The organism is Ferroplasma sp. (assembly GCF_037442045.1).
Lineage (GTDB): Archaea > Thermoplasmatota > Thermoplasmata > Thermoplasmatales > Thermoplasmataceae > Ferroplasma.
The window spans coordinates 12,010-34,184 of the sequence record NZ_JBBIRC010000006.1; the positions used below are offsets into that span (position 1 = coordinate 12,010).

At 32.9% G+C, this 22,175-nt stretch carries 21 protein-coding genes; 13 read left to right on the plus strand and 8 right to left on the minus strand.

The window, feature by feature from the left end:
• Window positions 1-100: 100 nt before the first annotated feature.
• The 3 genes from gatE to WKI77_RS01575 are packed head-to-tail and all read right to left on the minus strand — an operon-like array spanning window position 101 to window position 4,327.
• On the minus strand, window positions 101-1,948 hold the full coding sequence (gatE, locus tag WKI77_RS01565; protein WP_337860077.1) for a Glu-tRNA(Gln) amidotransferase subunit GatE: 1,848 nt from the start codon (window positions 1,946-1,948) through the stop codon (window positions 101-103).
• Between the two features lie 5 nt (window positions 1,949-1,953).
• A complete protein-coding gene (gene gatD / locus WKI77_RS01570) occupies window positions 1,954-3,162 on the minus strand; it encodes a Glu-tRNA(Gln) amidotransferase subunit GatD (protein WP_337860078.1) in 1,209 nt (402 codons plus the stop codon).
• Window positions 3,163-3,193: 31 nt separating this feature from the next.
• Window positions 3,194-4,327, minus strand: a complete 1,134-nt coding sequence (locus WKI77_RS01575; RefSeq protein WP_337860079.1) for an acyl-CoA dehydrogenase family protein — start codon at window positions 4,325-4,327, stop codon at window positions 3,194-3,196.
• A gap of 118 nt (window positions 4,328-4,445) precedes the next feature.
• On the opposite strand from WKI77_RS01575, the gene WKI77_RS01580 reads away from it, so the two are divergent.
• Window positions 4,446-4,940: a bifunctional precorrin-2 dehydrogenase/sirohydrochlorin ferrochelatase gene (locus WKI77_RS01580; protein WP_337860080.1), complete on the plus strand. Its 495-nt coding sequence runs from the start codon at window positions 4,446-4,448 to the stop codon at window positions 4,938-4,940.
• 4 nt (window positions 4,941-4,944) lie between these two features.
• The gene (locus tag WKI77_RS01585) at window positions 4,945-5,580 is read left to right on the plus strand and encodes an isochorismatase family cysteine hydrolase (RefSeq protein WP_337860081.1); all 636 of its coding nucleotides are present in this window, start codon (window positions 4,945-4,947) and stop codon (window positions 5,578-5,580) included.
• Between the two features lies 1 nt (window position 5,581).
• Here the strand turns inward: WKI77_RS01585 and WKI77_RS01590 are convergent, their stop codons facing one another.
• Window positions 5,582-6,964, minus strand: a complete 1,383-nt coding sequence (locus WKI77_RS01590) for an APC family permease (RefSeq protein ID WP_337860082.1) — start codon at window positions 6,962-6,964, stop codon at window positions 5,582-5,584.
• 124 nt (window positions 6,965-7,088) lie between these two features.
• Between WKI77_RS01590 and WKI77_RS01595 the strand changes: the two genes are divergently transcribed.
• The 3 genes from WKI77_RS01595 (at window position 7,089) to WKI77_RS01605 (ending at window position 11,699) form a co-directional block, all read left to right on the plus strand.
• Window positions 7,089-7,427: a hypothetical protein gene (locus WKI77_RS01595; protein ID WP_337860083.1), complete on the plus strand. Its 339-nt coding sequence runs from the start codon at window positions 7,089-7,091 to the stop codon at window positions 7,425-7,427.
• Window positions 7,428-7,583: 156 nt separating this feature from the next.
• On the plus strand, window positions 7,584-11,087 hold the full coding sequence (locus WKI77_RS01600; RefSeq protein WP_337860084.1) for a hypothetical protein: 3,504 nt from the start codon (window positions 7,584-7,586) through the stop codon (window positions 11,085-11,087).
• Complete coding sequence (locus WKI77_RS01605; RefSeq protein ID WP_337860085.1) at window positions 11,088-11,699, plus strand: peptidase; 612 nt, start codon at window positions 11,088-11,090, stop codon at window positions 11,697-11,699.
• 4 nt (window positions 11,700-11,703) lie between these two features.
• Here WKI77_RS01605 and WKI77_RS01610 read toward each other — a convergent pair whose 3' ends face one another.
• Both WKI77_RS01610 and WKI77_RS01615 read right to left on the minus strand, forming a co-directional pair.
• Entirely contained in the window at window positions 11,704-11,937 is a 234-nt protein-coding gene (locus WKI77_RS01610) for a hypothetical protein (protein WP_337860086.1), read from the minus strand.
• Between the two features lie 494 nt (window positions 11,938-12,431).
• Window positions 12,432-12,824, minus strand: a complete 393-nt coding sequence (locus tag WKI77_RS01615) for an IS200/IS605 family accessory protein TnpB-related protein (RefSeq protein WP_337860107.1) — start codon at window positions 12,822-12,824, stop codon at window positions 12,432-12,434.
• A gap of 576 nt (window positions 12,825-13,400) precedes the next feature.
• On the opposite strand from WKI77_RS01615, the gene WKI77_RS01620 reads away from it, so the two are divergent.
• From WKI77_RS01620 to glmM, 4 genes are read left to right on the plus strand one after another with little or no spacing between them, the layout of a single operon-like run.
• Window positions 13,401-13,577 (plus strand): zinc finger domain-containing protein, encoded by a 177-nt coding sequence (locus tag WKI77_RS01620; RefSeq protein WP_337860087.1) that lies wholly within the window; start codon window positions 13,401-13,403, stop codon window positions 13,575-13,577.
• 16 nt (window positions 13,578-13,593) lie between these two features.
• Window positions 13,594-13,848, plus strand: a complete 255-nt coding sequence (locus WKI77_RS01625) for an elongation factor 1-beta (RefSeq protein WP_337860088.1) — start codon at window positions 13,594-13,596, stop codon at window positions 13,846-13,848.
• Window positions 13,849-13,891: 43 nt separating this feature from the next.
• Window positions 13,892-14,932: a glycosyltransferase family 2 protein gene (locus tag WKI77_RS01630; RefSeq protein ID WP_337860089.1), complete on the plus strand. Its 1,041-nt coding sequence runs from the start codon at window positions 13,892-13,894 to the stop codon at window positions 14,930-14,932.
• 19 nt (window positions 14,933-14,951) lie between these two features.
• Window positions 14,952-16,292, plus strand: a complete 1,341-nt coding sequence (gene glmM, locus WKI77_RS01635; protein WP_337860090.1) for a phosphoglucosamine mutase — start codon at window positions 14,952-14,954, stop codon at window positions 16,290-16,292.
• Here the strand turns inward: glmM and WKI77_RS01640 are convergent.
• Complete coding sequence (locus tag WKI77_RS01640; RefSeq protein WP_337860091.1) at window positions 16,287-16,892, minus strand: CDP-alcohol phosphatidyltransferase family protein; 606 nt, start codon at window positions 16,890-16,892, stop codon at window positions 16,287-16,289. The genes glmM and WKI77_RS01640 overlap by 6 nt on opposite strands.
• A gap of 23 nt (window positions 16,893-16,915) precedes the next feature.
• Window positions 16,916-18,133, minus strand: coding sequence for a glycosyltransferase (locus WKI77_RS01645; protein WP_337860092.1), 1,218 nt, complete (start codon window positions 18,131-18,133; stop codon window positions 16,916-16,918).
• A gap of 628 nt (window positions 18,134-18,761) precedes the next feature.
• Here WKI77_RS01645 and thiD point away from each other — a divergent pair.
• The 4 genes from thiD (at window position 18,762) to WKI77_RS01665 (ending at window position 22,034) form a co-directional block, all read left to right on the plus strand.
• The gene (gene thiD / locus WKI77_RS01650; protein WP_337860093.1) at window positions 18,762-19,550 is read left to right on the plus strand and encodes a bifunctional hydroxymethylpyrimidine kinase/phosphomethylpyrimidine kinase; all 789 of its coding nucleotides are present in this window, start codon (window positions 18,762-18,764) and stop codon (window positions 19,548-19,550) included.
• Window positions 19,547-20,578, plus strand: coding sequence for an AIR synthase family protein (locus tag WKI77_RS01655; protein WP_337860094.1), 1,032 nt, complete (start codon window positions 19,547-19,549; stop codon window positions 20,576-20,578). The genes thiD and WKI77_RS01655 overlap by 4 nt, the downstream gene beginning before the upstream one ends.
• Window positions 20,575-21,195 carry a thiamine phosphate synthase gene (thiE, locus tag WKI77_RS01660; RefSeq protein WP_337860095.1) on the plus strand — a complete coding sequence of 207 codons (621 nt, stop codon included), beginning with the start codon at window positions 20,575-20,577 and terminating at the stop codon, window positions 21,193-21,195. The genes WKI77_RS01655 and thiE overlap by 4 nt, the downstream gene beginning before the upstream one ends.
• Before the next feature lie 68 nt (window positions 21,196-21,263).
• Window positions 21,264-22,034: a transcriptional regulator gene (locus WKI77_RS01665; RefSeq protein ID WP_337860096.1), complete on the plus strand. Its 771-nt coding sequence runs from the start codon at window positions 21,264-21,266 to the stop codon at window positions 22,032-22,034.
• Window positions 22,035-22,175 lie beyond the last annotated feature (141 nt).

Below are 22,175 nucleotides of genomic sequence, written 5' to 3' on the forward strand. Positions count from 1 at the left end.
CGAACGGTAATAAAATATTTAAATTTCGGCATTTCTAATAACAATATAATCAATAAGTTATGTCTAAATTTTTAGTTTTTGAAAGTATAAATTATTAGTTTTATTTTTGAATTTCTCCGAATATTTTTATGACTTCGGCCGGATTAAAAGAACTTTTTGTATATTTTCTGAAAATAAATATTAAATTTTTTTCATTAACATTTTCTTGTTCCATGATTTCGCCAATAATTTTCCTGATCTGTTCATCATTAAGCATGTTTAATTCCCCGTAGTTTTCCAGCTGATCAAGAGGAACTTTTTCAAGAAGATATAATGATATTGCTTTCTCGAGAGCATCTTTATTCCAGCCTTTCTTTTCTGCTACTTGAAGAATAGATTTGCTTGTTCCCTCTTTTCCTGTACCATTTTGATTTTTATACTGCTTTCCAAGTAAATCTTCCATTTCCCTGTCATTAAGTTTTCTGCCTATGCGTTTTTCCATTTCTGGAATTGTCTGCAACAGTACTCTAGCAAGCAAATGGGCATTATTAAAATAATTGATTATTGATTTAAATGCTGAAAGTAAATTATTATTTATCAGGGCTTCGGATTCAACTGAAGATAGCCCGTAGTTTCCTGTAAGTTCTCCAATAGTTTCAGCCAGTGATTTTGGAATTATTGCAAGAGTGCTTTCAATTACTGCTTCAGTGAGTTGCGTAACAGGTATATCTGTTTCAGGGTACATTCTCTCTTTTCCTGCAAGTGGCCGCAAATATCTTGTTTCTCCATTAGCTGTTGCCGCCCTTGTTTCTTCCAGCTGCATTTTTAATATCTTATCCAGCCTTTCATCAAGCAGTGGTTTAAGTTTTGAAACTGTTAATTTATCTGAAAGAACAACTATAACTGCATCATCATTATTTTTTTCTGATATTAAATACAGTTTTTCCAGCTCTTCACTGGAAATGCCATATGCGGGAAATTCATCTGAATGCATCAATCCCCCGATGCCCATGTTTTTTGCAACATCAGCGAATTCCCTTCCAAGTTTATAATTACCATGTTTCATCAATTTGTTGCAATGCGATACTCTTGCACACATAACTGATTTTCCTGATGAAATTGCCTTTTTTATCATTCCTGATTCTGTATTTGCAAAGATCTCAGTTATATCTTTAAAATCCCCTATTACAGGATTTTTATCAGCAAGGATACCTGAGATTTCTTTAAGCGATGTTTGCCTTGCAATCTCATATTCTATTGTATCTTTTATAAAAGAAAGCTTTGAAACACCTTTAATTTCAACTCTCCCAAAACCCATTGAAAAATTAACATCCTGCCTTATGGAATCCACTTCCCCTCTAAAATTTTGCATGGACATTACATAGTGCCCTATATTCCTCGCAGTTTCCAGTGCATGGTCTGGATCTATTATATCCGGCTCTGTTGAGATTTCTATCAGTGGTATGCCAAGCCGATCAAGGGAATATTCAACTGAATCATTTTTTTCAGATATTTTTCTGCAAGCATCTTCTTCAAGAGTTATGGTTGAAACCCTTACATTTCCCTTTGGTGTGCTTACATAACCATCCATGCCAATAATACCAGTTCTCTGAAAACCTGAAGTATTGGAGCCGTCAACAACTATTTTTCTCATAAAAGATGCATAATCCATAACTTTGCAGTGTAACGCTTCAGATATTGCAATTGAAGTTTTCAGTGCATCATCGTTAACTGGATGTGGCGGTTCTTCATCCATTTCCACAAGGCACGCATTACTGCTTACCGTGTATTTAAAATTTCTATTTCTTATAGTTTCATATGCAACAGCAGTATCCATTTTGCCCATTTCACCCATTACAGGAGTTAATTTCCTGCTGAATGAATTGCTGATATCTGCACCTTCTGTACTGCAGGAACAGAACAGTTTATTTCCCTTTAACTGAAAATGTATTTCAAGGCCTATTTTCATATTTATCACTTTATTGTATTTTCAATTTCTCCCCTTAAATTTTTCACCATTAAATCAGTGAATTTATCAGGATAATTTGCAGAAAGATACATGGCTTTTGCCATTGCAGTTTCTGCCAGCATATCTTTAAGGGATATTACTCCAGCTTCCATAAGTTCCCTTCCAGTGGAATAGACATTCATATTTACATTCCCATATATGCATTGGGATGCCATAAAAAATACTGTTTCTTTCGATAATTTTTTTATAACTCCGGTTATTCCTTTAGAAACATGGCCAAGCCCGGTACCCATTATTATTACTGCTTTTTTATTATATGAAAGGTTATAAAAATCCTCTTCTGCCATTCCGGGATAGAAATATATTAAACCTATATTTTTGTCAAGCTTATCCTTTAATATTATATTATCCGATCTTTTTCGTATCTCCCGCTCTATTATTGTTTTGCCATTTGAATAAACAGCCAGTTCTGGTTCATCTATGGAAATAAATGCATTTCTGCGGCTTGTATGCATTTTCCTTGTTCTTGTAGCCCGGTATAGTGAAATTGAATTATCCGATGTTCCTGTATGCATTGCTATGCCTACTTCACCATAATCCATAGCTGCAAAGTGTACAGAGCCCTCTATATTAAGGAAAGCATCACTGCTGGGCCTGTCAGAGCTTCTCTGGCTTCCTGTAAATATAATTGGAGCTGTCTGTTCCTCGAACATAAATGATAATGCAGATGATGAATACTGCATTGTATCAGTTCCATGGAATATTATTACAGAATTTCCTTTTTTCATTGCCTCTTTTGCTTTTTTTGCAAACATGACCCATTTATCAGCATTTACGTTTTCACTGAGGATATTGTCTATATTTTCATGATAAAGTGAAAAATTCTTGATATTTGGAACATAATTATATAAATACGATATATCTTTTACTGGCTTTACAGCACCGGTTTTATAATCTACAGAGCTTCCTATTGTACCACCGGTGGTAAGGATGCATATCCCATTTTCTCCGCATTTGCTGTTCCCTGGAGGTGGAATGTTATTCTTTTTTTCTTCAAAGTTATATTCCTTAATTAATGTAAATGATTCTTTATTAATGGTGATATTATAACCACTGTCCAGTTTAATGGTCACTGTATTTTTATTTGAGCTGATATATATCCCACTGTAGTTTTTATCATGATAGGAAAAATCAATTTTCTGGCCTGTTAACATCATACACCAATGTTTCTGCAATATAAAAACTTTATAAGTTTTTAATGAGCTCCCTTGCTATAATTATTTTCTGGATTTCATTTGTCCCTTCATAAATCTGTGTTATTTTTGCATCGCGCATATGCCTTTCTGCATTGAAATCCGTTGTATAACCATAGCCGCCAAATAATTGCAGTGACCTTTCAGAAACATAAACTGCAGTATCTGAAGCGTACATTTTTGCAATCGATGAAAGCTCTACAGAATTTTCATGGTTTTGCCATTTTTCTGCTGCTTCCTTAACAAGAAGCTCTGACGCTTTAATTCTGGTTTCCATTTCGGCTATCATGAACTGAATTCCCTGAAAATCAATAATTTTCTTATTGAACTGCTTCCTTGTATTTATGTATTCTAATGCCTCATTAAAAGCTGATTTAGCTATTCCCAGTGCCTGTGCTGCTATTCCAATTCTTCCAGCATCAAGTGTGTCCATTATTACTGAAAAGCCTTTATTGTATTCTCCAACTATATTTGATTCAGGAACGAAAACTTCATGGAAATTCAACTCCACGGTGCTTGAACCCCTTATTCCCATTTTATGTATATCTCTGCTTATTTCCAGGCCAGGTGCATTTCCATCCACAACAAAGGTTGTAATTCCTTTGTAACCCTTAGATTTATCTGTTGATGCATCCATAACAAAAAATTTTGCAAGCCTTCCATTGGAGATAAAGGTTTTAGTTCCAGTGATCTTATATCCACCTTCAGATTTTTCAGCCCTGGTTGATATGGATGCGGCATCACTCCCGGACCCTGGCTCAGTAATTGCAAGCCCCCCCACAGCGCCTCTGGCAATTTCTGTTAAGTATTTCTGATTTAATTCTTCAGAACCAAACATTATCAGGGGCTCGGCAAATAAAGTCAGTGCACCGTCAAGTACCAGTGCTGTGCTCGGGCATGCCTCTGATATTATTTCAATTGCATTTACAAGGAATGGAAAACTCAATCCATACCCACCATATTTTTCCGGAATATATGATGCAAATAATCCCATATCTCTCATTGCCTGAATAATATCCTCTGGGACCTCCATCTTTTCATCTATTTCTTTTGCCAGTGGTTTTATTTTGGTTTCAGCAAGTTCCCTGACATATTTTAAAACATCCATTTCATTTTCATTAAGCATAAAAGTGAATGGGATTTAACTTTAATAGTTTTCTTACTGCAACTAATTAAAATGGAACTGTTCTGGATAACATAGAAAATTACTTAATTTAATTTATGAGTTATATATAACAGCATATATGATGTTTAATATAAAATTGAATGGAAAGAAAATACTCTTCGCCGGTGGCGGAAGAATTGCAGAAAGGAAGATTAAAAAACTTTTAAGTGAGGGGGCAAATATTACTGTAATATCTCCTGAAGTAACAGATTATATATCTGATCTTGGAAAAGCAGGGAAAATTAACATTATAAAAAGAGAAATAACTGGTAATGATATACAAAATGCTTATTTTATGGTGTTATGCACAACCAATAATCCAGAAGTAAATAAAGAAATATCTTATATCTGCAAAAAAAACAATATTTTGCACGACGATACAGGCAATCATATCAATTCAGATATTATGATGGTGTCTAGTAAAAAAATTAATGGAATTACATTATCTATAAGCACATGCGGAAATAATCCCGCAATTTCAAAAAAATTAATAGATTTCCTTGATAATGATTTAATTTCAAATAGCATGGACTTTGAAAATTACATAAAAATAATATATGCCAGTAGAATGTAAATATATGAAAATTCTAGGAAATAAAAAGATATATGAAAATGTTGAAGAAATTTTGGAGCCGGAACACACATTGCTGGTAAACTGGGACCTGCAGAATGGGCTTGTAAAGAATGTATTTAACAGAGAAGAATTAATATCCAATGTTAAAAGCCTGATATCTGCATCCAGGCAAAAGGGGATTCCTGTTCTTTATACAAAAATAACTCCATTGCCATTCAGATATATGGCTTCGTCCAGCATTTACAGTTTTATGAAGAGATTTAACATTGCTGATCCCTCAAAACTTCCCCTATTTATGGCACCAGGTTCAGAAGATGCTGAAATTTATAAAGATGTTGCACCTGAAAAGGATGATTTTGTACTTAACAAAAATACAGCCAGCCTGTTTATTGGCACAAATGCTGATAATATGTTTAAAAATGCGGGCATTACAACACTCATATTTACTGGAATAGCAACAGAAATAGGAGTGGAATCAAGTGTCAGGGATGCTGGAAACCTTGGATATTATACAGTTGTAGCTTCTGATTCCTGCTCATCGCACAGTAGAGAAATGCATGAAGCCTCGCTTAAATCAATTTCTGCAGTCTCAACCGTAATGGCTACACAGGAAATTGTAAAAATACTTGAAAAAAAATAATTTATTTAATCTCAAAACTGGATTTTTTATATTCTATACTTTTTGTTTTATTTTTATAAACAAGATCCAGAACTATTATAAAAATTACATAAATGCCCATTGTAAATAAAGCGTAGGTAAATGGAAATGCAAGGCCTGAAATGGCATAATATATTGCTACAAGTATTATGATAGTTGATAGAGATGGAATTAAAATATCAAAGGTTAAGTTTTTATGGACTTTAGATAGGCCGGTGTTAACAATCATATGTATAATAAGCGTTGATAATGTGCTTATTGTAGCATAAAATATAAATTGATCCAGAAATCCGAATATGCTAAATGAACTGTAAAATATATATGTTGAGATAATTCCGATAAATATAAAAATGCCAAGGAGCAGGAACAGGCTATTTGCCGGCGCATCGTACCTATTTAATTTTGAAAAAACCGATGGTAGATAGCCGTCACGTGCCATCGAATATATATTTCTTGTTATCGCAGTTCCAATAGTATTAAAAAGTGTGTATAGTATGAAGAAATTGAATGCAAGGAAAAACAGTGAGGCGTATAAACCTATATGCGACCGTATTACGATAAATGCAGGTATAACAGTATTTGCAAAACTTCCCATTTTGCTTACTCCGTAACCAACAACCAGTGAATAGGAAATGAGAAGGTCAAGCACCCCTATAATTAAAAGCATAGCCACTATGGCTTTTCCTATGTTCTTTTCAGGCGCTTTCGCTTCTTCACCAAGTGACACTATTGAACCGTAACCGGTATAGGCCAGAAAACTTCCTGTTATAAAACCAAGAAACAGGTTTTTATATCCTGAAATTGGAGTGAAAACTGCAAACGTATTATCGCTTGATGTAAATATTATTATAACTGATATTGCCACTACAAAGATTATTTCTGCAATATTTATCGTTATCTGGGATTTAAACGACGGGATTATTCCCCTGTAAATTGCATAAAATGATGGAATGCTTATTGCAATAATCAAAAGTATGCCATAATAATATGGGACGTTTATTCCAGTAAGGTACAAAATTGCGGGATTAAATATCATAATAAAGAATGATAGAATGAAAATCAGGTTTGCAAGCTGGTATATAAGATAAAGATAACTGGTAATAAAGGCTGCATGCCTGCCCAGGGCATATCCAGAATATCCGTAATATCCTCTTGCACTTGCTATTCTTTTTGAAAATTGATATAAGGTATTGCCGGTTAGAAGCGATGCTATAAGCCCCACAAGAAATGCAAGGGGGCTGGCTCCCATTGCAAATGCGGCAACACTTATTATTCCATCAAATGTAAATAAAGGTGAAAGCTGCCCCATTCCCTGAAATATTAGTCCATGAAATGATACAGCATTTGCTCTTAATTGGTTTTCCATAGAAGTTAATTGTTTTTTTGTATATAATGTTAATTTAAAATATACATTGAAGTATATTATATATGTATTCTAATACATAATGTATATACAAAGATTTAATAAATTAATTTGTTTATAAGTGCTAATGGATATTAAAAAGTATATACGATTAAAAAATAACATTGAAACCGTTGCTGGAATAATTGTTGGTGTTTTATTTGGAGCGAAGTTTATAAAATTTTTATTTCCATTGCTTCTCCATTATTCATCATCCAGTATAAACGCCTCAACTGGAGTTTATGCTGCATTGATTGCCATAGCAGCAGGAGTTATCTTATTTTTCGGGATAAGAACGCTTGCTTACCTTCTTTCATCAATGTTTCTTGGTGCAGGAATAGGCATAGCCTTATATGATTTAACCGGAATTGATTTTGTTGATATTTTTATTAAAATTTCACATGCTTTTATCCTGTTAATGATATAATTTATTTAATAAAATATAAATTTGAAATGTTGCATCATAGCAGTTCTGTATCAATTTGGATTGAAATAATTACCTGACAGTAATTGATAATTTGTAACTTCAAAATAATTTCATTTCAAGCATAAACTAATATACCATTATGAAACTACACTATTAATGATTGCTGTAGAGCATCTAATGGTAAAAAATAAATTACTCAGTAAATTAAAAAAAGCTAAAGATAGGAACAATATCACCATCTTTACAGATTATATTATACAGGCAAAAGAAGATATCAAGGAAATACTGGACAGCCAGATTTCCCAGTTTCTATATGATAATTTAAAAGACGTGAAAATAAATGATGAACTTTACAGTGCCCTTTTGTATATAGACAGTAACAATCCAGTTATTGCTAGGGAGCAGGCGCTAAAATTCTATGATGAGGGGGACATTAGGGAGTTTGTTAATTTAATTAGAGAAAGAAAAGACCTTTTGAATTTGAATGAAGTAAAAGAAGCATTTAATAATATTATAAGCAACTCCAGCAATGATGAAGTTGTAAATCTTCTTGCAAATGCTGGAATATATATGGAAATGCCTTTTAGAAATTATTTCAGTGCTCATCACAAAGAAAAGGAAATAAGAGAGCTGGTAGAAATTTATAAAATTAATGGAAGCTCCACAGATTTTGAGAATATTATGAATATCTGTATTAAAGAAAATGCAAGCCCTGACTGTTATTCAATTCTGGCGAACTATTATATGGGAGCAGGCAAGAAAGAGAAACTTGAGCAATTGGTTCACGAGGTCCTGGAAAACAATATAGATTATAAAAAAATTAATTTAGAAAAGTATTATTCGTATCTTGGAAATTATCAAAAAGTCATTGAATTAGCAAATTCAGTTGAAAATGGAGATGAATTACTGGCAGATGCCTACTATCATACAGGGAACTATGAGCAAGCCTTAAGGATTTATAAATACATTTATTATAATATTAATAAAAATGCTATTAACATGGTTATTGAAAACAGTTATGAAATAAAGGATTTTTATTCTGTATTAAATTATATTAATTTGCTTGAGAGTGCCGGAAATCTTGATAAAAAACTTTTAAGATATAAAATTGAAAGTGAAATTTCACTCGACCTTTATAATGAAGCAGAAGCTGATTTTAAGGAATACACTTCCAAATATGGTGACAGCAATGAAATCCAGGAATTGCTGATAAAGTATTACCATGCTGTTGACAATCCTGAAATGGAATACAAAAGCGCATTAAATTTAATTGAAAGAGGAGAAAAGGAACCGGGAAATTATAAAATTGTTGTTAATTACCTCTTCAGAAATGAAGAATATAAAGAATTGATTTCATATATTGATGCAAATAATTTAATTGATTCGTTTAAACCACTGTATTGCAGTTCATTGATATACTCCCGCAGAATAGATGAAGCTGTAAGTTTTATTTCTGGCAATGAAAGCATGCTTGATTCCGGCGCTGTCATTGACGCTATTTTTGCTATTATAAGGAATAAGGAAAATGTAAAAAAATTCAGTGTGATAAACAAAAGTGGAACCCTACTTGATCTGATAATTTTGTATATACAGGGCAAAAAAATAGATTATATAAAATTTATTAATAAAATGAAAACTGGAAACTCGGTTTCATGCACATACATAATTGCCGCATCTGCTGGCGGCCATGGGTCTTTCAATAAAAGTTACATAAGGAATCTTCTTGGAATGGGGCAGTATAAATCGCTGTCATCTCTCAAGGACAATATTTTATCAATAAATAACGGTGAAAGTGCTGAAGGCCTTAGCGATTCAATATATTTCCTGTATCCATTAACGAGAACACTCATAGTGAATAAGCGTTATGATGATGCTTTAGAGGTTCTTACTTCTGCACAGGCACAGGGCAATGATGCATTTTATTATTATTGCAGAGCCTATATTGAATTCAAAAAATCTGATTTATCCGAGGCAATTAAACACGTCGAGGCAGCCATGTCAATATTGGACAATACTGATTTTATGGCTTTGAGGATAAAAATTGGTCTGGTGAAAAATGAAAATGTGGCAGCTTATATAAGGTCGGCAGTTGATTTAGGATTTATAGATGTGCTTTCAAAGTTAGATAGTTTTGTGGAAAACGAGCAGATCAAAGTTAATGATGAATTTGTGACGGCTATTGAAAAGCTTGATATGCCGGATTTGAGTGTATATAGATTGAAGCGTTATTGCTTTGATAATTATAAGCAAAAATTAAAATATTCTGCTATGGCACTTTTTATTAGTGGGGATCAAAAAGATGTGATCAGGCACTATTCAATACTAAAAACAAAAAATGAGCAAATTGCCATAGACTTTCTGGAATATTACAAAAAGAAATGTTATGCTGGTTTCATGATCCTATCAAGATACTATTATAGCAAGAGAATAATCAAAAAAGCTCTGGAGTATTTTAATCTTGCATACATAAGGAATAATAAGGCTTCAAAAGACCAGCTTTTTCAGGATCTTTTTGCAGGAGAACCATTGTCCAATGCTGTGAGCAGTGCCATGGAATTAATGAATGAATGGTTTCATCTCATTCTTTATTATTATTTCAGGAAAGATTATGAGAATGTCAAAAAAATAGCAAAAGATCATTATGATAATAAAAAGATTGTAGAATTTTTAATTGCACATGCGTGGGAAACAATACCATTGAAATCCTTCATGTCCGATCTTTTCTTTAATACCCATGACAAAATCATGGGCGAACTTCTTGCTGAGAGATTTGATAGTATGGAATTATACGGTGATGAGATAGTGATATTAAGAGAACTCATAAAATATTATCCAGATGAAAATTTATTATATGATAGGCTTATTAAGTCACAAATCAATAATGGAAATACTGATGAGGCTCTTGAAACTTCTTACAGACTTTTTTATGAGAGAAAAAATACTTCATCTTTTAACAGGATGGTTCAAACCTCTTATAATTTGCGTGATTATAGCTCAACCGTAAATTTATTCAAAAACAATAGTGAATTTATAAATGAAAATAATATAAAATACTGGATTTATTCCCAGATCAGATTGTTTAATTACACTGGAGTTCGTGTTATAATGCATGATTATGAAAATATGTTAACAGATAATATGCGTGCAGGCATAAATTCAAGGCTCGGATCTGCTTATAGAATTAAAACGGTTATCGGCTTTACAAGAAAAGTCCTGGAAAATGAATATATTGAAAATAAAATATGGGATCTGGATGAAATCCGCAGTAATGTACCGGAATACCTTGCAAATGACGTATATGAATTTATAAATGGTGGAGAGCCTTATTTGTACATAGCTCCATATGAATACAATAATGAATCGGTAAATATAATTGAGAGACTTGCAAATGCCGGCATTAAAAACATAATGGATGTGCGTATATATCATATTTTTAAAGTCACTGATAGCGTAATAAAATCTAAAAATTTTTACATTTTTATTAAAAGATGCATAGAAGGATATTATAAAGAGGATGAATTATCGGGAAACTGGATGTTTATAGATATTGAAAATCTCAGTTTTGTACCTGGAATTATAGAAATTATATTAAAATATAAGATAGGCATAATGGATGCAGTGTATATTGTGGGAAAAATTAAGAAAGGAATGTTGAATTAAATGATGTACAACAGAAACAATGAATCAAATGATATTATTATTGCGGTGATAGTACTTACAATAGCATTTACTTTGATGATTAATGGTGGGCTTAGAATTGTAAGCCCAACAAGATTTGAACTTGACTTATTGATAGGCTTTTCAGTGACAGTAACTGCGTTCTTAATGCACGAAATGGCACATAGAACTGTGGCAAGGAAGCTTGGTGCTGTCGCATTTTTTAAGTTATGGCCTGCTGGCATACTTCTGGCACTGGTAACATCGATTTTTGGATTTATATTTGCAGCACCTGGTGCAGTTCAATTTGCAGGATTATATGATAAGGAGAGTGAAGGAAAAATAGCTCTGGCTGGTCCGGGAACGAATATATTTATTGGAATTGTTGCATTTCTTGCCTATACTTTTTTAAATGTAGGTTTTATTGCCTCAACAATTTTATTCTGGGTTGCATTGCTAAATTTATGGTTTGCACTGTTCAATTTAATACCGTTTCCGCCACTGGATGGCAGCAAAGTATTTTACTGGAACAGCAAGATCTTTGCAGTGGTATTTATACTTACAATAATACTGAATATTATTGATGGATTTATACCATCATTTTTCGGCCTTTAATATTTTATTCCGGCTTTATAAAAAATATGCTATTTTCTCCAACATCGATTCTATAAGGAATAGTAAATTTTTCCTTTTTCTTTTCTACAACGCATTCCACCATGTTCGTCTGAACCATATAGCTCCAGAGATCACTGGATGGATTTACTATCAGCCCATAATATAAAGGGTTTCTTGAAGCTATAAAAAATCCCTTTTCATCGATTTCCGTTTTATTATTGTTATATAATACTTCCATGCCGGATAATTATTAACTATTAAATTAGTTTATGGTAAAAATATAATACAGCGTATTTTACTCCATTCTGCTGAGAAAACCACCTGTTTATTATACACGAAAATATAGAGTGCCGTAATAACAGGCAACCAACTGAAAACATTATAATAAGAGGATTTACTGCTTGTATGCAATTCAACGTTGTGAAATTTGTTAACTATGTTAATAAATTCCTTTGGAAGTTATCATTTCTTTGATGCTTAAACTTCCTAGGTACAACCCAATACCCTCTATCCGTCCTCTAATGATTCTGGGATTGCTTTTCTTATCATATTATATGCGGTATTGGTATCTGCATTAATTATTGTTTTATCTGAGGACCTGAAGAGACCCCTTGATATCCTCTTTCCTGTATATTTATTATGGTTCTCTATTTTTTCGTTATCAAGAAATAATGCTTTGCCTGTATATGATTCATCTATAACTATGGTATTTATACTGTATTTCTCTGCTTTTTATCTTATACTGGATATTGGCTTATTATATGATATTTGAACGAACTTCTGGTTATTCTTTGAACCAATATTTACGTTTTGCTTCCATCCTTCATTGTGACCCACGACAATCATGCCTATTCCATTTGCCTCTGCATAATCGATAATAAATCCGCTGATTTTATGCATAATGTCATTTATTTTCCTGTTCCTAATAGCAAATATTTTCTTTTCTTTTTTAGTTAGAAATTTATTACCAAACTGCCAGTCACTTATTGATTTTAGCTCTGCATATTCCTTATTAAAATACTGGTTTACAGAATTGAGTACACCGCCTTTGACAGCAATTGGCTTATTTCCAATGCTGCCTGCAATGGTTTTAGCATTCCTTATGCTAGAGTCAATGCCTATAATGCCATTTGCATTGGATTATTCATCTGAAATATCTTTCATGTATACTACATAAACGACATATCCGATACCTTGAGGTACTATCATTACCTCTCTTAATTCTACATTATTTAATGCTGTTTTTATTTCTATATTCAATGCTTTGGGAAACTTAAGCACTCCGTTTTATATTCTGCACTGCTGGTTCCTGAATATAATTATAAATTCACCATCCTTTTCCTTGTATTGCGGCATTCCTGGCCTTTCAGTGAATTTATCAAGGTCTTTATTGTATTCTTTTAATGCCTTAAAGAATGAACTCCATGAATCCTTTAATGTTTTAATTGCCTACTTGGTGTTTATGCTAGAAACCTCTTATTTGGCATGATAATATAATTAATCCTGTTTTTCCATATACATGAAGTGCCTTTCTGGATATCTGCAACAGGTTCATGAATTCTTCGGCTTTTATGATTAATTACATATATATCGATAATAGGTAGGGAATTACTATAATTGATTATATATTTTTGATAGAGAGTGCGGTAATTAAATAAATATATAAAAGTTAAATAGGTATATTTAATAAAGAGCCAGAGAGTGGTTAAAATAAATACAAAGGAAACATGTACTTCATGCGGCATTGGCCTCGTTGAAGTAGGATATTCAATATTCGAATGCCCACAATGTGGGGAAGAAATGATTGGAAGATGCAAGCAATGCAGAGAGCATTCAACAAAGTATGAATGCCCAAAATGTGGATTCATAGGGCCGTGATATTATGGGAGATGTAATGGTTCAGTTAAGGGTGCTTCCAGAATCAGTAGAAGTTGACTTGAATAATTTAAAGAAAACCATTTCTGAAAAGATTGGCAACTTATGCAAGATTAATGAAGTAAAGGAAGACGAAATAGGCTTTGGCCTCAGTGCGTTGATGTTTTCTGTTATAATACCTGATGAAGAGGGAAAAATAGATGCAGTTGAGAATGCCATATCATCTATTAAGGATGTGAGCCAGGTAGATACAAGAGATATTACATTAATATAAAATGCTAATTTTATTCATTTTATTTGCTTTTTATACTGTTATTTTGCTGTTCATATCTGCGGGATTTATTTACATTGAAATGCATAAATATAAAAGCGAACATATAGTAAATGACTACAGGCCAAAAACACTGGTTATTATGCCAGTAAAGGGCATTGATTATAGCCTTGAAACTAATTTGCTTTCAATAAAAAAGCAGAAATATGATAATTTTAAACTTTTATGTGTTGTTGATTCAGAAAAGGAAGAAGCTCTGGAAATAATTAGGAAACTGGAGATAGATTATATAATAAGCTCATACAATTGCAACAAATGCAGTGGAAAGGTGAGAGCTATAAGCACTGCAATTGAAAAATTTAAGGATTATAATGCTTATCTGCTTGCAGATTCCGATATTGAAGTAAATGAAAACTGGCTTTTAGACATGGTAATGCCCTTGAAAAACCAGGATGCAGGATTGTCAACAACGTTCCCATATTTTGAGCCAAAAAATGGCTTCTGGTCTAATGTTAAAGAGATATGGGGATTTGTAGGAATGGGGCTTATGGAATCAAAATTAACAAGATTTGGATGGGGAGGATCCCTGGGATTCAGGTCTGAGTTTATACAGGATTCTCTAGGTTTTTTCAGTGAGCACATATCTGATGACACTGCACTTACAAAGATATGCAAGCAGAAAGGTAAGAAAATTTATTATGTTGATTCTGCTATGCCGGATGTTAATTCCCCTGATAATTTCAAAATATTCTTTGAATGGGCAAATCGGCAAACTGCTTTATCCATATCAGCTTCGCCAAAAGTATATTATTACGGCATGCTTTTCTATGGTTCATACATGTTTTTATTCCTTTCTGCAATTTTTATGGGCATATTTTACAATCCATTATATTTCCTTTTTCTTATTCCATCAGCAATTTACATATATAACATGCTCAAAAGATTGAAGCATGTGAAACCGGATAATATACTGGCAGCCATAATGCTTCCGGTTATTTACATGATAAATCTGATTATTGCCAGGAGAATGAAAAGTATATCATGGCGTGGCAGTACATATGATATACAGGATAAAAACTTATTATAATAAATAACAATCATAAAGAATGAAACAGCCACAGTTATTTGGCACAAATGGGATAAGGGGCATACCAAACCAGGATTTGACCATTGAACTTGCAAGTGGAATAGGTAGCGCAATTGGCACATTTTTTAATTCACCGAAAATTGCAATAGCAAAGGATACAAGAATCAGTGGTGATATGTTCATGCAGGTTGTTGATTCTGCAGTTATGTCTACCGGTGCAGACGTTATTTATACAGGTGAATTGCCAACTCCGGGCCTTCAATATTATTGCAAAGTAAATAAAATTCCTGGAATCATGATTACAGCATCGCATAATCCTCCGCAGTATAATGGAATTAAAGCTATAGCTTCTGATGGTACTGAAATAAATGAAGAGATGGAAGTAAAAATAGAAGAGATCTACGAAAAAAAGGCATATAAAAAAGCTGCATGGGATAAAATAGGAAGATATTACTATGACAGCACTGCTATAGACCTTTATATGGACAGCATTATAGATTCTATAGATTCTAAAAGGATTATGGAAAGCCATTTGAAGGTAGCAATAGATACGGGCAATGGAGCATCATATTTTACGAGCCCAACAATACTTGCAAAATTAAATTGCCATGTAGTATCATTGAATGCAAATCCGGATGGAAAGTTCTCATCAAGAAATTCAGAGCCAAAACCAGAAAATCTTGTGGATCTTATTTCTATAATGAAGACTGGTAAATTTGATCTGGGTATAGCGCACGATGGAGATGCCGATAGATGTGTATTCATAGATGAGAATGGAAATTATATCGATGGTGACAAAAGCCTGGCATTAATTGTTAAGAATACAGTAAATAAAGGAGATATTGTAGTTACACCAGTAAGCAGTTCTGATGCCCTGGAGGAAGTTTGCAGGGAAAAAGGTGCGAAATTAATATCAACAAGAGTGGGAGCACCAATTGTTGCACGTGCTATGATAGAAAACAAAGCATCAATAGGCGGAGAGGAAAATGGTGGCATTATATATGGAAAGCATCAATTCTGCAGGGATGGAGCAATGACTATGGCACTTATGCTTAATTTACTGGCAAAAGAAAATAAAACAGTATCAGAATTGCTTAAGGGCATACCTGACTATACTATGATAAAAACATCTGTTCCAAGAAAGAAAGAATGGGATGACATAAAAAAATTATTAATGGAAAAATATAAAGGCAATAAAATGGACTTTACAGATGGAATTAAACTATATGACGCAAATGGCTGGACATTGATACGCCCATCAGGTACAGAAAAAATAATAAGAATTTTTTCTGAGTCCATTAATAAAAAAGATGCTGAACAGTATAATAAAAAATATGTTGATTTCCTAAATAATTTATAAACTTTTATACATGTCAAAGAATCTTGTAATGGCATTGATATTTCCTGCCAGCCCAAACCATATAAGCAGCAAACCTGTGGCATATATATCTACAGAATAAACAATAAAATGGGATGTTATAAAAAACTGAAGCAGTGAAAATATAATTATAAGAACAAGCCTGTCAGCCCTCCCTGCAATTCCGGAATAATCCCGTTTAAGGCCAAGAGCCTGGGATTGTGTGCCCATATAGCTTGTTAACAGTATTCCTATTATTGCGAACAATCCAAGGTAAACATTTCCATAAATTGAAAATGTCATTCCAAGAATAATGAATATATCAGAATACCGGTCGAATACATGGTCCAGCATGTCGCCCTTGCTTGATTGAATATTTCGCAATCTTGCAACTTTCCCGTCAAGTGCGTCAAAAAGTGCGGAAAATATTATAAAAATAAAGGCGAGCAATAAAAAATAATGGCTTAAATAATAAAATATTCCCGCAAGTGCAGCAAATACAAGCGATAATATTGAAATAATATTTGGGTTTGCTTTTGAAAATTTTTTTGTTAAAGGGTCTAAAAATTTGTCAGCATTTTTTCTGTATGAGTCAAGTACCATATCTGGACATAAAAAAGTAATTATTAAAGTGTTGTTTTGCCGGTCTTCTTTACCTTATGCCAGACACGTTTAGCCCCTGTAATTTCCAGGAAAAATGTATAGATTGAAATCAACGAATTCAATGTCAAATATATGTAAATAAGGGGTATATATATCAGATTCTGCCTTTTTTTAATTAAGACAAGAATGAGAGCAGCCGCATATATTCCAAGAGATATCAAAATCAGCGATATAAAATAAGTTCTCATTGAATGCACAAATGGGTTGTAAAAATTTAAAAGTGATATGTATAACCACCCGAAGAACAGGATGCCTGAAAATGTCGGTGCAAGAACAATCATCAGTACATCAAAATCGGCAAATTTGCTTAACTTTTTCTTGGAATGCAGAAATACCTGATGATAGCCACGAAGCCATCTTGTTCTCTGCTTAAAATATTCTGAATATGATGCGGGAGTTTCCTGCAACGCCTTTGCACTGCTAAGATATGCAGATTTGTATCTTGCATTTGAGATTCTCAATGAGCTTTCAAGATCTTCGGTAAGAAATTTTTCATCCCACCCACCTATATTTTGTATTACCTTTCTTTTGAAATACTGATTTGAACCGGCAACCGGGACAAATAGATTAAAATGTGTTCTTCCTATAAGAGTTGCTTTTACTAAAATTTCATCTATTACTGCAAGCCTTGTAAATATATTCTCATCCCTATTTATATAGGAATTATATCCCTGCAAAACGTCAACATTGAAATAATTCATTCCGTATACAGCATTTTCAAGTGTATTTGGCAATAGCACTGTATCTGCATCATATGTTGCAATTATTTCACCGCTGGACATTTTAAAACAAAAATTCAGTGCTGATGCTTTGCTTTTGCCATCCGGCCTGTTGAATACTTTAACTCTTTTGTCCCTGGTCTCATATTCTTTTGCAATTTTATATGTGTTATCAGATGAATTGTCTATAACAACAAACAGTTCAAAGTTTTTATATTTTTGATTTAGAATTGATTCGATAGTTCTGCCAATAACTGATTCCTCATCCTTGGCCGGAACAATAATGGTTACTAATGGCTTATACATTTTTAATCCAGAAAACTTTTCTTCATCGAGTTCTGAAAAATCAATATCATATTTCGTGAATTCTTTGTAGCCATAGTATAATATGGGAAACTGATAAATCACGTAAACTAATCCAATAGCAATTATAGCGAGACCAATAGCCTGTAAAATATCCATTATGTATGAGTATTTGTAGGACATATATAAATTTATATAAAACCCTCCGTTTTCTTAGCCTACAAAAAATATGTGCAGAAAAGTGTTTATAATATGATGTACAGAAATTATGGATAATTTTTTGATTCCCATTAGAAAATATTTTGTAAATTGTACATTCAGGATTAATACATATTGTTATTTCAAGATATCACAATAATTCTGCACCGTTAAGATCCATGGCCAATTTGTTAAGGTTTTTTAACAGTTATTGCTATATCAAGATAATCATTGCTTTTTTTCTCTAATAATTTATTAACTTTAAGCATTAATGCTTTTGATAATAAAAAGTACAGAATTAGAGTTAATCCATTTTTCATAGAAATTTTAAATAATATATTATGCCACTGGTTTCTGTTTTCAGTAAAAATGATTGAATACTGTAATCTATACTCTTTCTATATTTTGATAGTTGTTAAACCAGAGGCTATTTGAGTCTCCAAAGAATCCACTCTGTTGGAAATTGAGATATAGTAGACCCCAAATAAACAGTGAATTTCCCATCATGAAGGTTATGTATAGTATTTTGTGTATTTATAAATCATTTTTATCTCAATATTGTTAAATATTGTTAATGTATAATATAAACATGGTTAGCAGAGTTATGACTGTTGCTTCAACCGATTCTGGAGGTGGAGCAGGCATTATGGCAGATTTGAAAACATTTACTGCTATGAAAGTATTTGGAACTGCTGTTATAGTTTCTTTAACAGCACAGAATAGCGTAACCGTAAAATCGATTTACGAGTTGCCGATTAAATTCATCAATGAAGAGTTTGATGCAATTATGGAAGATATTGGTACAGATGCTGCCAAGACAGGCATGCTGTATTCCGAGCATGTTATTTCCGATGTTACTGAAAAATTTAAACAGTATGATATTAAAAACATTGTTGTAGACCCAGTAATGATTTCTAAAACAAACGTCAGGCTTCTTAAAGAGGATGCTGTGGATGCAATGGTCTCAAAGCTGATGAAAATTGCAGACCTTATTACGCCAAATATACCTGAAACAGAAGTAATTTCTTCCATGAAGATTAATAATTATGATGATTCAAGACAGGCAGCAAAGAGAATTTATGAGATTACCGGTTCCTCTGTCCTGGTGAAAGGAGGGCATGCTAATGGTAATTTCTCCATAGATATTCTCTATGATGGTTCTGAATATTATGAATATAAATCAAAACGCATTTCTACAAAAAATACGCATGGAACAGGAGATACCCTTTCGGCATCAATTGCTTCTTACCTGGCAAATGGAAAAAAATTGCCTGAGGCAATAGAACTGGCAAAGCAATACATAGAAGGCGCAATTGAAAATTCATTTCCAATGGGAAAAGGGTATGGTTCATTATCACATTTCTGGGCGATAAAATGATAGGAAAGATATCAAGAGATTTTTTTGAAGAAAATATAATAAACAGGATCGGGGCTGTTAGAAAAGAAGTTGTGATGCCGCCAAAAAACGGTGTTGACGTTGGCATAGTTAAAATAGGAAATAAATTCATGGCTGTTACCACAGATCCTCTATATATAGATACATCATTTGGCTTTGAGAAAGCGGCATGGTTTGCACTTCATATACTTTTATCGGATCTATACACTTCAGGCATACCGGCTGAATATATGAGCATTGACCTTAACCTTCCATTGAAGATTACTGATAATGAATTTAAAGAAATCTGGGATGTTATAAATTCTGAATGCATAAAATACAATATAGAAGTTGTAACAGGACACACAGCAAGGTATGCGAATACTGAATTTCCAATGGTTGGGGGAGTAACACTAATGGGCATTGGTGATCAGTACATAACAACACAGAATGCAGGAGTAGGCGATAAGATAATAATGACAAAAAGCTGTGGGCTGGAGGCTTCAATTATTCTTGCAAATACATTTCCCGAATATGTAAGAAAAAACATAGGCAAAGAATATTTTAACAGCATAATCGATAAATTTTATTCCATGACATGCGTAAATGAAGAGCAACTCGCAATAAAATATGGAATTGTAAATAAGGTAACATCAATGCACGATGCAACAGAAGGTGGTTTGCTGAATTCTATCTATGAAATAGGAAGTGCTTCTGAAAATGGTTTGATAGTTGATTATGATAAAATAATTATAGATTCTGATATAGAAAAACTGTGCAGTTTATTTCATATTGATCCTTTAAGGTCGATAAGCGAGGGGACTTTGTTAATTACTGTTAAAAATGAGTGTGCAGATGAATTTATATCAATTCTTAATAAGTCTGGAATACACGCAGCGATTATAGGAGAGATTCTTGAACAATCGCATGGAATAAAAATCAAGAAAGCGGGAAATACTGAATTGATCTTGCCTGAAAAAGACCAGTTCTGGGATGCAGTTGGTGATGGAATAAAAAGAGGATTAAAATGAAATTAAAGGGGCTTTACCTGGTTACACCTGATTATTTCAACGATCAGGTTATTAAAGCAACAGAAAGGGCTGTGAAAAGTGGTGTTGATATACTTCAATACAGGAATAAAAAATCTTCGTTCAGGGAAAAATTTGAGAATGGCAGGAAATTGAAAACCATATGCGATGAATATGATATACCATTTATTATAGATGATGATCCAATCCTGATGGATGTTCTTGATGCCGATGGAGTGCATATAGGAAAAGATGACGTCCCTTTTGATTATGTGAAAACGAAATTTCCCGGTAAAATTATTGGTGTTTCTACATATGGAAATGTTGATACTGCAGTTAAATATGAAAAACTTGGTGCAGATTATGTGGCATTTGGTTCATTCTTCCATACGGATACAAAAGAAGATGCAACAATGTGTGATATTAAAATTTTAAAAAATATCGATAAGCTCAAAATTCCTGTCTTTGCCATAGGCGGCATTAACAGGGAAAATGTAGATGCATTATTGAATTACGGAATTTCAGGGATAGCTGTTGTCTCGGCAATTTATTCATATCCTGACATAGAATCACAGGTAAAATACTTCAAAGAGGAATTAAAAAAATATGGCATAGAATAGAATTTTATGTGGAATAAAACCTATAGTATAATAGAAAAATTATAATATTCATGCTAATATTCAGAAACATGAAAATTGAGCAGGCTTTAATTTCACAGTTAATGATACTGTTAAATATAAAAAATGGGAAAACAAGACCATCTGAGATATCTAAGGAACTGGACATTACTCTCCAGGGCGTTGTTTACCATATAAAAATATTGAAAGATAAAAAATTTATCGATGAAAATAATAAAATTACCAAGGAAGGTTTCGATTTTCTTTATAATGGGCTCAATTACATAGAAGATTTTGTACATTCAAGCCTTATAAGCATAGATTCTTCTCTGGTCTGGGAAGTTATATCCGATGCCGATATGAAAAATGGGGAGCAGGCCTCGCTTTATATGAATAATGGTTATTTGCATGCAGGGCCATACACCGGCAAAGGTGCCAGTGGTAAAATTGTCAGGGATTCAAATAAAAATCAGTGCACAGGAATAACAGGAGTTCGTGGCATAATCAACATTAAAAAAACAAAAATTATTATTATTACTATTGACAATGTTGAAAAAATAAGGAGTATTGAAGACATATCTATTAAAGTGAAGAATTCTATTGCTAATATTGATTATGATTTCCTCGGGACGGTAGGCGAACTTGCTGCAAATGTTATGGAAAACCTGGCAATAAAGCCAAAATTTGAATATTCTGCCATTAACGCTGCTTTTGAAGCAGCCAAAAGAGGATTTACCACAGCCATAATCATATCTGACAGATTTTTCCATTTCTCATTAAATGAAATCAGAGATTTGCAATCAAAGTATCCAGATATTGAACTGGATTTGAAGCACATATAAATCCGCTTATGAATTTAAATATTCACGTAAAATAAATAATAATTATAGGATTAATGTATTAAAATTTGTTACAAAAAATCTCAAGTAATAATAATATAAAATTATTAATATAATTATATTAATATTTCAAATTTAACCTAG

Excerpts from the sequence above, each read along its gene's own strand:
- glmM (WP_337860090.1), top strand. The coding sequence starts at position 14,952 with ATGAAACAGCCACAGTTATTTGGCACAAATGGGATAAGGGGCATACCA.
- WKI77_RS01580 (WP_337860080.1), top strand. The coding sequence starts at position 4,446 with ATGATGTTTAATATAAAATTGAATGGAAAGAAAATACTCTTCGCCGGT.
- WKI77_RS01655 (WP_337860094.1), top strand. The coding sequence starts at position 19,547 with ATGATAGGAAAGATATCAAGAGATTTTTTTGAAGAAAATATAATAAAC.
- thiD (WP_337860093.1), top strand. The coding sequence starts at position 18,762 with ATGGTTAGCAGAGTTATGACTGTTGCTTCAACCGATTCTGGAGGTGGA.
- WKI77_RS01640 (WP_337860091.1), bottom strand. The coding sequence starts at position 16,892 with ATGGTACTTGACTCATACAGAAAAAATGCTGACAAATTTTTAGACCCT.
- gatD (WP_337860078.1), bottom strand. The coding sequence starts at position 3,162 with ATGTTAACAGGCCAGAAAATTGATTTTTCCTATCATGATAAAAACTAC.
- thiE (WP_337860095.1), top strand. The coding sequence starts at position 20,575 with ATGAAATTAAAGGGGCTTTACCTGGTTACACCTGATTATTTCAACGAT.
- WKI77_RS01575 (WP_337860079.1), bottom strand. The coding sequence starts at position 4,327 with ATGCTTAATGAAAATGAAATGGATGTTTTAAAATATGTCAGGGAACTT.
- WKI77_RS01590 (WP_337860082.1), bottom strand. The coding sequence starts at position 6,964 with ATGGAAAACCAATTAAGAGCAAATGCTGTATCATTTCATGGACTAATA.
- WKI77_RS01610 (WP_337860086.1), bottom strand. The coding sequence starts at position 11,937 with ATGGAAGTATTATATAACAATAATAAAACGGAAATCGATGAAAAGGGA.
- gatE (WP_337860077.1), bottom strand. The coding sequence starts at position 1,948 with ATGAAAATAGGCCTTGAAATACATTTTCAGTTAAAGGGAAATAAACTG.
- WKI77_RS01605 (WP_337860085.1), top strand. The coding sequence starts at position 11,088 with ATGATGTACAACAGAAACAATGAATCAAATGATATTATTATTGCGGTG.
- WKI77_RS01600 (WP_337860084.1), top strand. The coding sequence starts at position 7,584 with ATGATTGCTGTAGAGCATCTAATGGTAAAAAATAAATTACTCAGTAAA.
- WKI77_RS01645 (WP_337860092.1), bottom strand. The coding sequence starts at position 18,133 with ATGGATATTTTACAGGCTATTGGTCTCGCTATAATTGCTATTGGATTA.
- WKI77_RS01665 (WP_337860096.1), top strand. The coding sequence starts at position 21,264 with ATGAAAATTGAGCAGGCTTTAATTTCACAGTTAATGATACTGTTAAAT.
- WKI77_RS01625 (WP_337860088.1), top strand. The coding sequence starts at position 13,594 with ATGGTTCAGTTAAGGGTGCTTCCAGAATCAGTAGAAGTTGACTTGAAT.
- WKI77_RS01585 (WP_337860081.1), top strand. The coding sequence starts at position 4,945 with ATGAAAATTCTAGGAAATAAAAAGATATATGAAAATGTTGAAGAAATT.
- WKI77_RS01595 (WP_337860083.1), top strand. The coding sequence starts at position 7,089 with ATGGATATTAAAAAGTATATACGATTAAAAAATAACATTGAAACCGTT.